Source organism: Corynebacterium sp. LaCa54 (assembly GCF_046717495.1).
Classification (GTDB): domain Bacteria; phylum Actinomycetota; class Actinomycetes; order Mycobacteriales; family Mycobacteriaceae; genus Corynebacterium; species Corynebacterium kefirresidentii.
In genome coordinates this window covers 126,035-139,937 of sequence record NZ_CP177115.1, presented here as the reverse complement: position 1 = coordinate 139,937, position 13,903 = coordinate 126,035, and the positions used below count along the sequence as shown (strand labels likewise).

The window sequence follows — 13,903 nt, the reverse complement described above, 5'->3', positions numbered from 1 at the left end:
ATGAGGGTGGGGTCCTTTGTCAAACACACTGCCCAGGTAGTCGCAGGCTGTGTCGATGAGACTCGGCAACACTCCGAATGGATGTCCGCGGTATCAAGGCCGCTGAACTATTCAAGTTGCGGGACAAAAAGAGTCTCGCAGTGACGCTTGGTCCCTGAGCAAGTTCGATCCTTCCACGATCTGCGCTGGAGACGCCGAGCGCTCGGGGCCCTTGACCGGCTGGGGCACGTGCCGGGTGGTGGCTCGCCCACAGCCCCGTGCCCACACGCACCGAGAAGGGACAGATCACCGAGTACGATCCCGATTCCACGGAGACGGACCGTAAACTCGAATGACGTGCCTGGCCCATGGTGTGTCCGCTCGGCGTGTGTGGTTTAACCCTTATGAGACTTGCCGGTCACAGCCTCAGCGCTTCGCTTGCGCAGCCCGCAGGCCGTTCAAGATCACGATCACTTCGGCGACCTCGTGAACCAACACGACGGCGGCCAGGCCCAGCACGCCGCTGATCGCCAGTGGCAACAACACGATGATGATGGCCAGAGACAGCACGATGTTCTGGTTGATGATCCGGCTTCCTCGGCGGGCGTGCTGCAGCGCCTTCGGGATTAGCCGGAGGTCGTGGCCGGTGAAGGCGACGTCAGCGGACTCGATCGCGGCGTCAGAGCCGGTCGCTCCCATCGCTATGCCCACCGTCGCGCCCGCCAGTGCCGGCGCGTCGTTGATGCCGTCGCCGATCATCGCCGTCGGCGTCTTGGAGGAGAATTCGGCGACGATGCTTGCCTTGTCCTCAGGGCGCAGCTCGGCGCGCACGTCGTTGATTCCGGCGATTCCAGCCAGCGCCCGGGCGGTGCGAGTGTTGTCGCCGGTGAGCATGCTTACTTCCACGTCGTTGGCGTGCAGGGCCTGCACGGCTTCGGGCACCTCGGGCCGCAACTCGTCGCGGACCCCGATCGCCCCGGCGAGAGCGTCATCGACGGTGACCAGGACGCAGGTCTGGCCCTCGGACTCCATGCGCTCAACGTCCGCTTTCAGTGGCCCGGCGTCGATCCATCGGGGGCTGCCCACCAGCACCCGTCGGCCTTCGACGGTGCCGCCGATGCCATGCCCAGCTTCCTCACTGATGTCCGAGGCGGTGGGCGCTTCGGACCCCGCTGCCGCGATCGCCGCGGCGAGGGGGTGCGTCGATTGCTGCTCAACTGCTGCCGCGAAGGAAAGCACCTGCGTCCGATCGAATCCGTCTGCCGGGACCACTCCGGTAACCTCAGGCTGGTTGCGGGTAAGGGTTCCGGTTTTGTCCACTGCCAGGTGACGGATGCCGCCGAGTCGCTCGAACGCCGCGCCGGACTTGATGACAACTCCGAACTGGCTGGCCGCGCCGATCGCGGCCACGACCGTCAGCGGCACGGAGATTGCCAGCGCGCACGGCGACGCTGCGACCAGGACTACCAGCGCACGGGTGATCCACGTCTCAGGGTCGCCCAGCAGTGAGCCGATAACGCCGACCAGCACCGCCAGGATCATCACCCCGGGCACTAGGGGTTGGGCAATCCGGTCGGCGATCCGGGCGCGGTCGCCCTTTTCCGCCTGCGCTTGCTCGACTAGGTCCACGAGTGTGGTCAGCGAGTTGTCCGTTCCAGCTGCGGTCGTCTCGACCTCCAGCACCCCGGCGGAGTTGATCGCTCCCGCAGGCACTTCGTCGCCGGGCGCAACCTCCTCCGGAATGGATTCTCCGGTGATCGCTGAGGTGTCAAGGCTGGAGCGCCCGGACCGAATGATGCCGTCCGTGGCGATCCGCTCCCCGGGGCGCACGAGCATTAGCTCGCCAACCTCGAGGTCCTTCGCTGCGACCTCGGCCGCTGTGCCGTCGCGCAGCACCGTCGCGGTCTGCGGTACCAGCTTCAACAGTGCCCGCAGTCCGCCTTGAGCCCGGTCCATCGCCTTGTCTTCCAGTGCCTCGGCGATCGAGTACAGGAATGCTAGCGCCGCGGCTTCTCCGACGAATCCGAGGATCACCGCGCCGACCGCGCTGATCGTCATTAGCAAGCCAATGCCGAGCTTGCGCTTCGTGACAAGGTTCCGGATCGCTCCAGGCGCGAACGTGTAAGCGCCCAACAGCAGGCCAACCCAATACAGTACCGTCGCGGGCGTCTCCAAGTCGGACCAGTCCAGCGCCAGTCCTGTTATGAGGGCTACGCCGGAGAAGATCGGCAGCAGTAGCTCAGGGTCCTTCCACCATGGCCGATCGAGCTCGTCGATCTCCGTGGCGGGTTCGTGTTCGCATCCACATGCTGAACTCATACGTCCGCTCCTTTCTCGCCGCAGCCGGGCACCGAGCACTCAGTGTCGATGCAGGGGGCATTCTCGTCGACGGCCAGTGTCGCGTTGACTAGCGCTTCGAGCGCTGCCGCGACGTGCGGATCGGCGATTTCGTAGCGGGTCTTGCGGCCCTCCGGCTCAGCGACGACAATGCCACAATCGCGCAGGCAAGACAGGTGGTTCGAAACGTTCGAGCGGGTCAGATCCAAGCTTTGCGAGAGCACAGCCGGGTAGCTCGGACCGTCTAGTAGGGTTATCAGGATTCGGGAGCGCGTCGGATCAGCCATGGCCCGGCCGAGCCGGTTCATGACGTCGAGGCGCGAAGCAATAGTCAGCATGTGCTGAACTATACAGTGTGCGATGAACTATTTAAAATGGGCTGAACTAACAGTCACGCGAAAGTCCTGCGACCTGCAAGAATTAGTCGATGGGATAGCCGATGACTAGTCCTTCACGGTTCGCCTGCCAACCCAACGAGGGGCGACGTGGGCGGCGAAATTCTCCAGAATCTTCACGTGGATGTCCACACCCACCCCTGTGGGGATGGTGATGAACAGGGTGTCGGCGGACATGACGGCGGCGTAGGTGCGGCCAGCGACACTGACACCAGGTTCTCCATCAAGAGCTAGACACTCACGGACATTGCGTACGGGTCAAACCACACGTAGCGAAGCTTTCTAATAGCCAAATGACTATCTCTTTTCGCTGGTATCCGGGAATGATACTTCCTTGAAGTCGGCGGTGTTGGCTACCCCGCGTACGAAGTACTGGAACTGCTGCTTGGAAACCACTTTGGTCTACGAAGACATAGCCCTTCAAACTACATCGCAGGAAAATTCCATTTCACGGTCGGTATGGGCCTTTTGCAGTTGGTTAATTCGAAATTCGTTCACCATCTCCTTAGCCACCCGCACGATTAACGCGGTGTTTCGCCATCTTCGCGCGAGGAGAGCAGCTCCTTCAGGTGCCTATCGATGTCATCGAGCTTTCTCAGAACGGATACGGCGAAAACGATACTAATTACTAAGGCGATAATGCTGAGCATCAATGTCTTCCTTTACTCTGTCACTTCAATCCAGCGGAGCCGATTCCTTGCCCGACGATTAAACCATGGTTCTGGCCCAGCAGAGAGGTGCACGGGAAAGGGGGCGTCGACAAGCAAAAGCACCGCGCCCCAAGAATGGGAAACGCGGCGCTAGAGCAATCCGGCGGCAGGCTGCTTAGTGGTCAGCGCCCTGGATGGAGTGCTTGTGATCGCGGACTGCTTCGCCCTCAGCGTAGAGCGGCATATCGTGCTTAGCCTTGTACCACTCGGCGTAGTTTGGCTCCAGCGGGGTGCGGCCGGCGATGAGGTCGGCAGCCTTCTCGCCCACCATCATGGTTGGGGCGTAGATATTGCCGTTGGTCACGGATGGGAAGACGGAGGCATCCGCAATGTAGAGGCCTTCGACGCCCCATACACCCATGGTGTCCGGGTTAACCACGGCCATAGGATCGGACTCCGCGCCCATCTTGGCGGTGCAGGATGGGTGCAGCGCGGTCTCGCCGTCGTTGCGAACCCACTCCAGGATTTCCTCGTCGGTCTGGACATCCGGGCCCGGGCTGAACTCGCGGGCGCCTACTTCTTCCATGGCCTTGGTATCCAGCAGGGAGCGGGCAACGCGTACGGCCTCAACCCACTCGCGGCGGTCCTGGTCGGTCTTCAGGTAGTTGAAGAGGATGGACGGCTTGTCGTGGATATCGGCGCTCTTGATGTGAACGTGGCCCTTGGTATCGGAGAACATCGGGCCAACGTGCCACTGGAAGCCGTGCTTGACGTCCGCCTTCTGGCCGTCATAACGCACAGCCATCGGCAGGAAGTGGAACATGAGGTTCGGGTAGTCCTCATTCTCATTGGAGCGCACGAAGCCGCCTCCCTCGAAGTGGGAGGTAGCAACCGGGCCCTTGTGGGTCAGCAGCCACTGCAGACCCATGAACGGCCAACGCCACTTATCCAGGTAAGGCTGGGAGGACGCGGTGGACTTGGTGGTCTCATACTGGATGTAGACCTCGAGGTGGTCCTGCAGGTTCTCGCCCACACCCGGCAGGTGCTTGACGACGTCGATGCCGTGCTTCTCCAGAATCTCACGGTCACCAATGCCGGAGATCTCCAGCAGCTGCGGGGTGTTAATGGCACCGGCGGACAGCACGATCTTCTCGGCATAGACGCGGTGAACGCCGCCCTGCCACTCATACTCGACGCCGACGGCCTTCTGGCCCTCGAAGAGGATCTTGGTGGTGAAAGCGCGGGTGCGGATCTCGAGGTTCTCGCGATCCATGTTGGGGTACAGGTAGGCGCGGGCAGCGGACCAACGCTTGCCGTTCTTAATATTGCGATCGAACGGAGCGAAGCCTTCCTGGCGGTAACCATTGACGTCATTGGTCAGGTTGTAGCCGGCTTCCTGCACAGACTTGAACAGGGCCTGGAAGAGCTCGGAGGTAGCCGGACCGCGGGAGAGGTACAGCGGGCCATCGTGGCCACGGCGCGGATCGTTTGGCTCAGCCGCAGCGGCGGTTTCCATGCGGTTGAAGTACGGCAGGCAGTGGGCGAAGTCCCAGTTCTCCATGCCCGGGTTCTGGCCCCACTTCTCGTAGTCCATCGGGTTACCGCGCTGGTAGATCATGCCGTTGATGGAGGAAGATCCGCCAAGGACCTTGCCGCGAGCATGGTAGACACGGCGGCCGTTCATCTCTGGCTCTGGATCGGACTCATACATCCAGTCATAGTTCTTTGCGCCGATTGGGAAAGAGAAGCCGGATGGCATGTGAATGAACAGATCCCACAAGGAATCTGGGCGGCCAGCCTCAAGGACCAGCACGCGGGTGTTCTTGTCTTCGGTCAGGCGTGCGGCGATGACGGAGCCTGCGGAGCCACCGCCAACGACGACTACGTCGCTTACTTCATCGGTGACCTTTTTAGCGGAACGCTTCTTGGTCAGCTTGTCCATAAAACCCATAAATCCCCTTCTTTCTGTGAAATATTTCACACGTCAAGATTGCCCCACCGGAAGTGAAAATATTGTAATTTATACAAAAGTCTGTAATTATTCACATCGCCTTATGTGCGGGCACTGCCTCCAGAGTACACATCCCGCTAGAAGTTTGCCCATCTTAATGTATATTTACCTTGTCCGGATGGATTTCTCTGGAGATGAAATCCGCAGTCTTTGCGCATAGTTCGCCCGAATATGATTCATTTCACTCACCTATCTCTCCCTGCGATCTTGTGAGCATTTTGGGGCACTCGTGCGAAAGATTCGGCCCAAAACAACCAGCAATAGGAGAAGTAGATGGCTAACTTTGATCCTCACAATCCTGAGGAGTCTCTCACTTCACATAAAGACCCCCAAGAAGGGGGTAAAAACACCTCTCTCGCAACCCCCTCTGGAGAGCCCAAGAAGCGCAGCCCGCGCTACCAAGTCCGCGCCCTCGTCGGCAGCTACAAGGCCGAAACCGGCGATGCCGTAGGCGCGGATCAGGTCCCTGCTCCCAAGACAAACTGGCCGGTATTTATCATCTCTGGCGTCCTCATTATTGCCATGGCGCTCTATGCCGGGCTCGGCCGCGATTCCGCGGCAGAAACCCTCGCCAGTGTGACCGGCTGGATCGGCCACAACCTTGGCTGGTTCTACGTTCTCACCGCCACCATCGCCGTGGTCTTCGTGCTCTATATTGCCTTTTCCAATGCCGGCAATATCCGCCTCGGCCCGGATCACTCGCGGCCGAAATTCAATACCTTCTCCTGGGCGTCCATGCTCTTTGCCGCCGGCATCGGCGTGGACCTCATGTTCTTCGCCGTGGCCGAGCCGGTCACCATGTATATGCAGCCACCGGTCGGTGACGGCGAGACCATGGAGGCCGCCAAGGAAGCCGTGGTCTATGCCATGTTCCACTATGGCCTCACCGGCTGGGCGCTTTATGCACTTATGGGCATGGCCTTTGGCTACTTTGCCTACCGCCTGAACATGCCGCTGGCTATCCGCTCCGCGCTCTACCCGCTCATCGGCAAGCGCGTGCACGGTCCTATCGGCTCCGCGGTAGACATCGCCGCCATGTTGGGCACCGTCTTCGGTGTGACCGCCTCCCTGGGCATCGGCGTGGTGCAGCTGTCCTATGGCTTCCACCTCATCTTCGGCATCGAGCAGGGCCTTGGACTGCAGTCCGCCCTCATCATTATTGCGGTGGCCATTGCCACGCTGTCGGCTGTATCCGGCGTCGATAAGGGCATTCGCTTCCTCTCCGAGCTCAACGTCTATTTGGCCATCGCACTGATGGTCTACGTCGTGGTCTTTGGCAAGACCGCCTACCTCTTCGATGCCATCGTGACCAATATCGGTGACTACGTCGCAAAATTCCCATCTTGGACCATGGAGACCTTCGCCTTCGCCGAAGACCAAGCCAACGTAGATACCTGGATGCAGTCCTGGACCCTCTTCTTCTGGGCATGGTGGATCGCCTGGGCGACCTTCGTCGGCCTCTTCCTGGCCCGCATCTCCCGCGGCCGCACCCTGCGCCAGTTCATCTTCGGCACCCTGACCTTCCCATTCCTATTCATCCTGATGTGGATGTCCTTCTTTGGTAACACTGCCTTGGACATGGTCCGCTCCGGTGACTACCCCGAATTCGCCGAGAACGCGATTAACGTGCCAGAGCAAGGCTTCTACGACATGCTGCACGAGTTCCCAGGCTCTGGCATCGTCATTTTCTTGACCACCTTTATTGGCCTACTGCTCTATATCACCTCGGCCGACTCCGGCGCGCTGGTGATGTCCAACTTCACCTCTCGCATCACCGATAACCGCCAGGATGGCGCACGCTGGCTGCGCATCTTCTGGTCCGTAACCGTAGGTGCGCTGACCCTTGCCCTGCTACAGATCGATGGCATCGCCACCGTGCAGTCCGCGACCGTCGTGATGGGCCTGCCCTTTGCCTTCGTGGTCTACCTCATCATGTTCTCCCTGTGGAAGTCGCTACGCCTTGAAAACGTGCAGCGCGAGGCCCGCACCACCGCTATGCATGGCGTGATTTCCTCCCGTACCGAGCGCGAGCCTTCGGATTCCAACCTGTGGAAGAACCGCCTCGACCGCGCCAATACCTTCCCTTCCAAGAAGGAGATGGATACTTACCTGCGCGATACCGCCACCTACGCCTTGGAGCAGGTTGCTACCCACATGCGTACCCGCGGCTACGACGCCATCTTGCTCACCAGCGAGCTTCCCGACGTCGAATTGCCCCAGCTCGACCTAGAGGTAAAGCTGCACAATGAGCGCATGTTCCGCTACCAGCTCTTCCCGGTCGCGGCCGAGCGCCCCGATTTCAGCGCGGGCGAAGGCGACGAGTACTACCGCCTCGAGGTCTATGACATGACTGGTTCGCTGGGCTATGACGTCTACGGCTATTCCGAGAATCAGATCATTAACAATGTGCTGGATCTTTATGAACGCCACTTGGCCTTCCTCTACATGCAGCAGACCCAGCCGGGCGACTCCGATGTCTCCGATGGCGCCGAGCCTGAGCGCACCTGGCGCGAAGATAGCTAAGCTGGCCACTACAACTACCTCTATGAGAGAAAGGTTGCTTTTCACTTGAGCACCCAGAACACTTTGTTCGACCCCACCCAGACCGAGCTGCTGAAGGGCGTGCATACCGATGGCGCCCCGAAGTCCCTGTTCATCAACGGTAAGTGGGAAGCCGCCCAAAGCGGCGAAACCCGCACCATCATCTGCCCGGCCGATGGTTCCACCGTCGGTTTAGTCTCCGAAGCATCCGACGAGGACACCGAGCGCGCCATCAAGGTTGCCCGTGAAACCTTCGATAACGGCGAGTGGGCCAATACCCCGTCCGCCGAGCGTGGCAAGCTGGTTATCCGCGTGGCCGATTTCATCCGTGAACACAAGGAACTTTTCGCTCAAGCCGAGTCCGCTGATACCGGCAAGCGCTACGAGGAGTCCTTGGGCGATATGGATGACATCGCCAACGCCTTTGAGTACTTCGGCACCCTGGCCCAGCACCAGGCCGGCCGCGTAGTCGACCCGCAGGATCCCAACCTGCGATCCCGCATCGATGCCGAGCCCGTCGGCGTCTGTGGCCTGATTACCCCATGGAACTACCCGCTGCTGCAGGTCTCCTGGAAGGTCGGCCCGGCCCTGGCCGCCGGCAATACCTTCGTCCTCAAACAGGCGGAGCTCACCCCACACACCGCGATGCTGCTCATGGCCGCCCTCAAGGAGTGCGGTCTGCCGGACGGCGTAGGCAACCTCATTACCGGTGCTGGCGCTAACTGCGGTAACCCGCTCTCCCAGCACCCGGACGTGGACATGGTCTCTTTCACCGGTGGCCTGGTCACCGGCAAGATCATCGCCAAGAATGCGGCTGAGACCGTCAAGCGCACCGCGCTTGAGCTCGGCGGCAAGAACCCGAACGTCATCTTCGCCGATGCCGATTTCGATGTTGCCGTGGACAACGCCCTCAACGGCGCCTTCTTCCACTCCGGCCAGGTCTGCTCCGCAGGCTCCCGCATCGTCGTGGAAGAGTCCCTGCACGATAAGTTCGTCGACGCCCTCGTGGAGCGCGCCAATAAGATCAAGATCGGCGGCCCGACCGATGACAAGGCCGAGACCGGCCCGCTCATCTCCGCCGAGCACCGTGAGAAGGTCGCTGCCTACGTGGACAAGGCCCGCGAACAGGGCGCCAAGATCCTCACCGGCGGCCGCGCAGCTACCAGCGAGGACACCAATGGTCAGCACGGCACCGGCAATACCGACTTGGGCGCTGGCATCTACTACCTGCCGACCATCATCGATGGCGCCACTACCGAGATGGACTGTGTCTACGACGAGGCCTTCGGCCCGACCGTGACTATCGAGACCTTCACCACCGAGGAGGAGGCCATCGAGATCGCCAACGACACCGAGTACGGCCTGGCTGGCGCCGTCTACACTTCCGACGCCGGCCGCGCCGAGCGCGTCGCCCGCGCCCTGCGCCATGGCACCATCTGGATCAACGACTTCCACCCATACCTGCCGCAGGCAGAGTGGGGCGGCTTCAAGCAGTCCGGCAATGGCCGCGAGCTTGGCCCCACCGGCTTGGCCGAGTACCAGGAGCACAAGCACGTGTACCAGAACCTCTCCCCTGCCGCGTGGGATCAGTTCGGCCTGCAGTAACTAAACCGGCCACATAGCATTCAGCCCCCGCGCTCTTCGTGAGCAGCGGGGGCTTTGAAGATTTACTCCGAAAAAGTCGCTCAACTATTGTGCAAACCTCTGCAATCTTTCCAATAACGACTATGATCGGCAGCTGCACTAATCCCAACCTAGATTTTCAGGATCTCGCATGAAAGATCTCAGCTCACTCGAGTTAGAAATAGAGAACCCCAAAACACGGGCGCTGCTGTCCGAAGCTATTAGTTGCTACCAAGCAGGCGCCCACCGGGCCTCGTTAGTTTCGCTGTGGATCGCAGTTGCTGTAGATCTAATCCATAAACTTCGATATCTAGCAGATTCTGGTGCTAACGATGCACGCCAACACCTAAACAAACTAGACACCGCGATTAGGGATAAAAATGTGGGTCGAGCTCAAGAGTTCGAAAGGAAACTTCTCGACGAATGCGAAAATAAGTTTAATCTTCTGACCCATCGAGAAAGCGAAGAACTCCGGAGGCTCAAAACAGATCGAGACCTATGCGCTCACCCTGGTTTTATCGACAACGAGACTTTATTTGAACCCTGTGGAGAACTGGTCCGGTCCCATATTATCGCCGCACACCGTGCAACCTTCTCTCATCCACCGATAGCAGGTAAGGCTCAGCTCGATCTTATGGAGAAAGAAATCATAAGCGACGGCTGGCCCGACGATGAGGATTATTTTGTGGACCGTTTCTACCGGCGTTCCAGAGAGTCCACCCAATTTAACCTTTGCAAAATTTTGGTCAAGTGGAGCTTAATGCCGCCCGAGAAACTCCCAGAAGAAGATCCGAAGGTAGGTTCACGTGCACGATCGTCAGCTTGCAGCCTTAGCACGGCAGCACCTAGAGACTTCGAAAGAGCGCTTAATGACGTTCTTTCTAATTGGGAGACGAGCGGGAGTCTAGATGACACCACTCTCATCCGTGCGGTCGGAGCATACGGCTCCCACCAGATATTTTGGGATAGCCTCCCCGAGACTGCCGAAAAGCGTCTATCAGCGGTAATCACCACAACTAATGACTCCGAGCTCTTTTCAAAAGGTTACTTGGTTGGCAACCCACCGCTCAAACAGATATATAGGGATCGTTGGTCTCAATTAATCAAGACCTTGGATGCAGATCAACTAGCCATGTCGCATGATTCGATTTCCGATCATGAGGCTTTAATTCAAAGAGCTTTAGTTTTAGTCGAAGACTCGGGAAGTTTTCGCGATGCTGAGAAGAATCTTCGCACCTTGGAGCTCTTTGCAAAATACCTAGATAGAAAGCATATAGAGCAACTGTTCCAAGCGATAAAAAATAATAAATTTAATCAGGTGCGTCTCGCAGCGGACACTGAAGCAATTCTTATCAGTATTTTTGACCAACAAAAAGATATAGATGAGTCACGGGACACTTGGAGGTCAATTGCCGATTGGCTAAGTGAACGTGGTGCGGAAGACTCAGATAACTACTATTTATACTCAGATTTATCTAAGGTCGTTAATGATCTGGACCACTAGCCCCTAAGGACAAGCAAAGGAACCCTATGAGGTACTAATCCCACTGAACTTCAATTTTTAGTCAATATTTCCCAGCCTAACGGTGGTTCGCATATTTGCCGCGATAAGAGGCTCCGGCAGTCGGTGACAGTAAGTCACACTCGCCGAATCAGCTCTATCTATATCTAAGTTTCTCAGCAAGAGGCCTCGGCAGATCCCGCTGGTAAACTTTTGTCGCTCGATTTCCGCTCTGCTACTCCCGCTCAAGACGTTGCTGTGACCTAGTGTATTCCAGGTTTAAAGTGTTGTTACAGCAACAAGTCTCGGAGCAGAGAACCGCGACCATAACAGGTTTGCGATCATTTGCCGCGCGTTTTATATCTTTAGTTAGCAATTCTCTCCTTTGGACGCACTCGCTCTTACAAAACAGACAGAAACCACGAATACCCAGCCAGAGAACTAGAGAATTAACCAAAATGACTTAACTCTGTATGGGCAATTAGATGTTCACCGTGCTCACATTAACGGAAGTCGGCTGGGTGGCGCCCCAAGCGGATTGCCTCGACGGAATCTTAACAACAAAGGTCGACAGGACAATCGTAAAGCGCAACCGCGCCGCTGCTCGTCGCAGACAATCGCAACACCAGCAGGAGTTCCAACCACCAAGCTGAAGTGGATTTCGGTAACGGGTCCATTATGATTTTCCATCCGCAATGCGCGGCTTCTAGCACAGTATCGCCTAGCGGTTCCTAGTCCTTTTCGCCACCACCTTTAGCAACCTAGGAACCCGCTCGTTCTTAATGGGAGCAAAACTCCTTAACGAAAGCGTAAACTATTACGCCCATTTCAAAAGATGCACCACCGGTGTCTCCGGCGAATTTATCGATTACGCGCCCCAATAATCTGCAACCTATTGGGGTCAAGGAACGAGCGAATGTATACGTGATTCCGGAAGCAAAATCAGCTACTAATCCAGTTTTTCCTCGCCCATTCCTTCTAATATTACGCATTCAAGGAAGTTACAAGGAGTCTTCCAGCTCGGCCAACAAGGAATTGGTGCGTTCCACCTTGGCATCTACAGGGCGGAATTCGCCTTCGGTCCAGTCAGTAAAGAAGCCGAAGTCGAGCTGATTGCGCAGCTGCGGCATGGAGAAGTTGACCACGATGGTGCGCCATGCTTCCACACCGCGGATTGCGCCCGTTGGACCGTAACCGGCGAACGCAACCGGCTTACCGGTCCACTCCCCGGCCAAGCAGTCGAAGGCATTCTTGAACGGACCCGGCACGGAGCGGTTGTACTCCGGGGTAACAAATACGAAGCCATCGCAGGCATCCACCGCATCAGACCAAGCTTGCACCTTTTCATCCGCATACTGCTTATTGGCGGTGGCAGGAATGACGTCAGTGGTCAGCAGCGGAACATCAAACTCCTTGAGGTCCAGCAGGGTGTACTCCACCCCATCCTGGCACCCCTGGGCAAGATCATAAAGCCACTCACCTACTACCTTGCCGGCCGAGTTATCGCGGGTGGTACCGATGATGATGCCGATACGAGACATAAGAGAACCTTCTTTCCTTCAAGCTTTATGTAACATCCCTAGCTTACCGCCCGCGCAGATACTTGTCTGATGGTGATGTTGATACGTCCTTCACTCAATCCGCACCCCTCCGGCAATGTGCCGTCATTAACGCGCACTACCCCGTGGTAGGCAAAGCGCTTTGGCCCACCAAAGACCACCAAATCCCCAGAGCACAGCGTGATATCATCCCACGGCCGCGTGCGCGACTCGGTATGACCCATGCGGAAAAGCGCCTCATCCCCAATGGAGAGCGAAATCACCGGGGCGGGTGACTCCTCCGAATCATCCACATGCATGCCCATGGCCGAGCCCGGCGGATAGTAATTAACTAGCGCCATCTCCGGCACGAAGTTCTCCACCCACGGCTCTAGCTCAGGTGCTACCTCAGCCGCGGCGCGCAGTGCCCCCGGAGCAATCCGCCGCAGGCTCTCCGGCACCGGCGGAACCCGCGTGCCGTCCATATTGTCCACATACCGATAGCTGGGATAATGCCAATACCTGCCCAGATGCAACTGAAAAACGCTCATTTGCCCGCCGGATTTCAACCGCGGCCGCACCATCGCCATCGGTGTCGCCGCATACCCGCGCGCAATGCCACGCATCTCTTCTACCAAGGCCTTCTGCTTATCGACGCCCACCCATCCCGGCACATGCCCCACCCCCGGAGCCACACGCACGCTCGGCCGCGGCAGCGAATCAAAAAGCATGACCTCACCCTAAACCCCTAACCACCTAGAATTAAACCAGCCCAGTTTCAAGGGCTAGTTCAGCAGAGTTATTCCCACTTTGGATTTAGGACAATGCCATTACGCCCAAAAGATCATTTCGATTTAAAAGACGCTGCATTCTATTTGGCAGAAATCCTGACTGAGGATGCCTTGAGTGAAAATAGGTTCAGAATGGAACCTGCCGCTTCCTTGCCGAAGTTTCATGGCGTTGCGGCGTGGATCGATAAATTTCTATACATCATCCTGAAAGTAGAAACGCCTAGTGGGACGGCCTTTGTAGGCTTTGAAGCCATCTTTCAGCCTAGGGGAACTTTTCACCAATACTCGGTCGAGTATGAAAATGTCCACGACCTATGGGCGTACGACATTGCCGGAGAGTCAATCCTCAAGTACCTAGATTTTGATGATCCGGGTCGAATTATGTGGTTCAAAACTGATAGCAAACATTTCGTTCCATCTACATGGAGCGATGTGCTGGATCTGGAACTTACCTCGAAACGAATATGGACACGGGATTAAAAGACTACGAGGTTACCCACAAGGTCAAGTCCATGGAAGTGGTGTATCAGTTCTTTC

General features: G+C 57.7%; 11 protein-coding genes. 4 read left to right on the top strand and 7 right to left on the bottom strand.

Features of this window, described 5'->3' with window-relative positions; all coding sequences use genetic code 11:
• Nucleotides 1-405 precede the first annotated feature (405 nt).
• The 5 genes from ACLI1M_RS00675 to betA form a co-directional block, all read right to left on the bottom strand.
• Nucleotides 406-2,298, bottom strand: a complete 1,893-nt coding sequence (locus ACLI1M_RS00675; RefSeq protein WP_248099304.1) for a heavy metal translocating P-type ATPase — start codon at nucleotides 2,296-2,298, stop codon at nucleotides 406-408.
• The gene (cmtR, locus tag ACLI1M_RS00670) at nucleotides 2,295-2,654 is read right to left on the bottom strand and encodes a Cd(II)/Pb(II)-sensing metalloregulatory transcriptional regulator CmtR (protein WP_248099305.1); all 360 of its coding nucleotides are present in this window, start codon (nucleotides 2,652-2,654) and stop codon (nucleotides 2,295-2,297) included. Before cmtR ends, ACLI1M_RS00675 begins: the two co-directional genes overlap by 4 nt.
• 105 nt (nucleotides 2,655-2,759) lie before the next feature.
• On the bottom strand, nucleotides 2,760-2,888 hold the full coding sequence (locus ACLI1M_RS00665) for a hypothetical protein (RefSeq protein ID WP_282439181.1): 129 nt from the start codon (nucleotides 2,886-2,888) through the stop codon (nucleotides 2,760-2,762).
• Nucleotides 2,889-3,232: 344 nt separating this feature from the next.
• Nucleotides 3,233-3,361 (bottom strand): hypothetical protein, encoded by a 129-nt coding sequence (locus tag ACLI1M_RS00660; RefSeq protein WP_023020313.1) that lies wholly within the window; start codon nucleotides 3,359-3,361, stop codon nucleotides 3,233-3,235.
• 175 nt (nucleotides 3,362-3,536) lie between these two features.
• Complete coding sequence (betA, locus tag ACLI1M_RS00655; protein ID WP_248099306.1) at nucleotides 3,537-5,312, bottom strand: choline dehydrogenase; 1,776 nt, start codon at nucleotides 5,310-5,312, stop codon at nucleotides 3,537-3,539.
• Nucleotides 5,313-5,645: 333 nt separating this feature from the next.
• Between betA and betT the strand changes: the two genes are divergently transcribed.
• The 3 genes from betT (at nucleotide 5,646) to ACLI1M_RS00640 (ending at nucleotide 11,040) form a co-directional block, all read left to right on the top strand.
• On the top strand, nucleotides 5,646-7,895 hold the full coding sequence (gene betT / locus ACLI1M_RS00650; RefSeq protein WP_248099307.1) for a choline BCCT transporter BetT: 2,250 nt from the start codon (nucleotides 5,646-5,648) through the stop codon (nucleotides 7,893-7,895).
• Nucleotides 7,896-7,940: 45 nt separating this feature from the next.
• On the top strand, nucleotides 7,941-9,518 hold the full coding sequence (locus tag ACLI1M_RS00645; protein WP_248099308.1) for an aldehyde dehydrogenase family protein: 1,578 nt from the start codon (nucleotides 7,941-7,943) through the stop codon (nucleotides 9,516-9,518).
• Nucleotides 9,519-9,687: 169 nt separating this feature from the next.
• Nucleotides 9,688-11,040, top strand: coding sequence for a hypothetical protein (locus ACLI1M_RS00640; protein WP_248099309.1), 1,353 nt, complete (start codon nucleotides 9,688-9,690; stop codon nucleotides 11,038-11,040).
• Nucleotides 11,041-12,038: 998 nt separating this feature from the next.
• Here ACLI1M_RS00640 and ACLI1M_RS00635 read toward each other — a convergent pair.
• Nucleotides 12,039-12,578 carry an NADPH-dependent FMN reductase gene (locus tag ACLI1M_RS00635; protein WP_411706610.1) on the bottom strand — a complete coding sequence of 180 codons (540 nt, stop codon included), beginning with the start codon at nucleotides 12,576-12,578 and terminating at the stop codon, nucleotides 12,039-12,041.
• Between the two features lie 38 nt (nucleotides 12,579-12,616).
• Nucleotides 12,617-13,306, bottom strand: a complete 690-nt coding sequence (locus ACLI1M_RS00630) for an alpha-ketoglutarate-dependent dioxygenase AlkB family protein (RefSeq protein ID WP_248099311.1) — start codon at nucleotides 13,304-13,306, stop codon at nucleotides 12,617-12,619.
• 93 nt (nucleotides 13,307-13,399) lie between these two features.
• On the opposite strand from ACLI1M_RS00630, the gene ACLI1M_RS00625 reads away from it, so the two are divergent.
• Nucleotides 13,400-13,846, top strand: a complete 447-nt coding sequence (locus ACLI1M_RS00625; protein ID WP_248099312.1) for a hypothetical protein — start codon at nucleotides 13,400-13,402, stop codon at nucleotides 13,844-13,846.
• Nucleotides 13,847-13,903 lie beyond the last annotated feature (57 nt).

What these genes read in the sequence shown, in the direction of transcription:
- ACLI1M_RS00630 (WP_248099311.1), bottom strand. Translation starts at nt 13,306, where the DNA reads ATGCTTTTTGATTCGCTGCCGCGGCCGAGCGTGCGTGTGGCTCCGGGG.
- ACLI1M_RS00635 (WP_411706610.1), bottom strand. Translation starts at nt 12,578, where the DNA reads ATGTCTCGTATCGGCATCATCATCGGTACCACCCGCGATAACTCGGCC.
- ACLI1M_RS00640 (WP_248099309.1), top strand. Translation starts at nt 9,688, where the DNA reads ATGAAAGATCTCAGCTCACTCGAGTTAGAAATAGAGAACCCCAAAACA.
- ACLI1M_RS00665 (WP_282439181.1), bottom strand. Translation starts at nt 2,888, where the DNA reads ATGTCCGCCGACACCCTGTTCATCACCATCCCCACAGGGGTGGGTGTG.
- ACLI1M_RS00625 (WP_248099312.1), top strand. Translation starts at nt 13,400, where the DNA reads ATGCCATTACGCCCAAAAGATCATTTCGATTTAAAAGACGCTGCATTC.
- betT (WP_248099307.1), top strand. Translation starts at nt 5,646, where the DNA reads ATGGCTAACTTTGATCCTCACAATCCTGAGGAGTCTCTCACTTCACAT.
- betA (WP_248099306.1), bottom strand. Translation starts at nt 5,312, where the DNA reads ATGGGTTTTATGGACAAGCTGACCAAGAAGCGTTCCGCTAAAAAGGTC.
- ACLI1M_RS00660 (WP_023020313.1), bottom strand. Translation starts at nt 3,361, where the DNA reads ATGCTCAGCATTATCGCCTTAGTAATTAGTATCGTTTTCGCCGTATCC.
- ACLI1M_RS00675 (WP_248099304.1), bottom strand. Translation starts at nt 2,298, where the DNA reads ATGAGTTCAGCATGTGGATGCGAACACGAACCCGCCACGGAGATCGAC.
- cmtR (WP_248099305.1), bottom strand. Translation starts at nt 2,654, where the DNA reads ATGCTGACTATTGCTTCGCGCCTCGACGTCATGAACCGGCTCGGCCGG.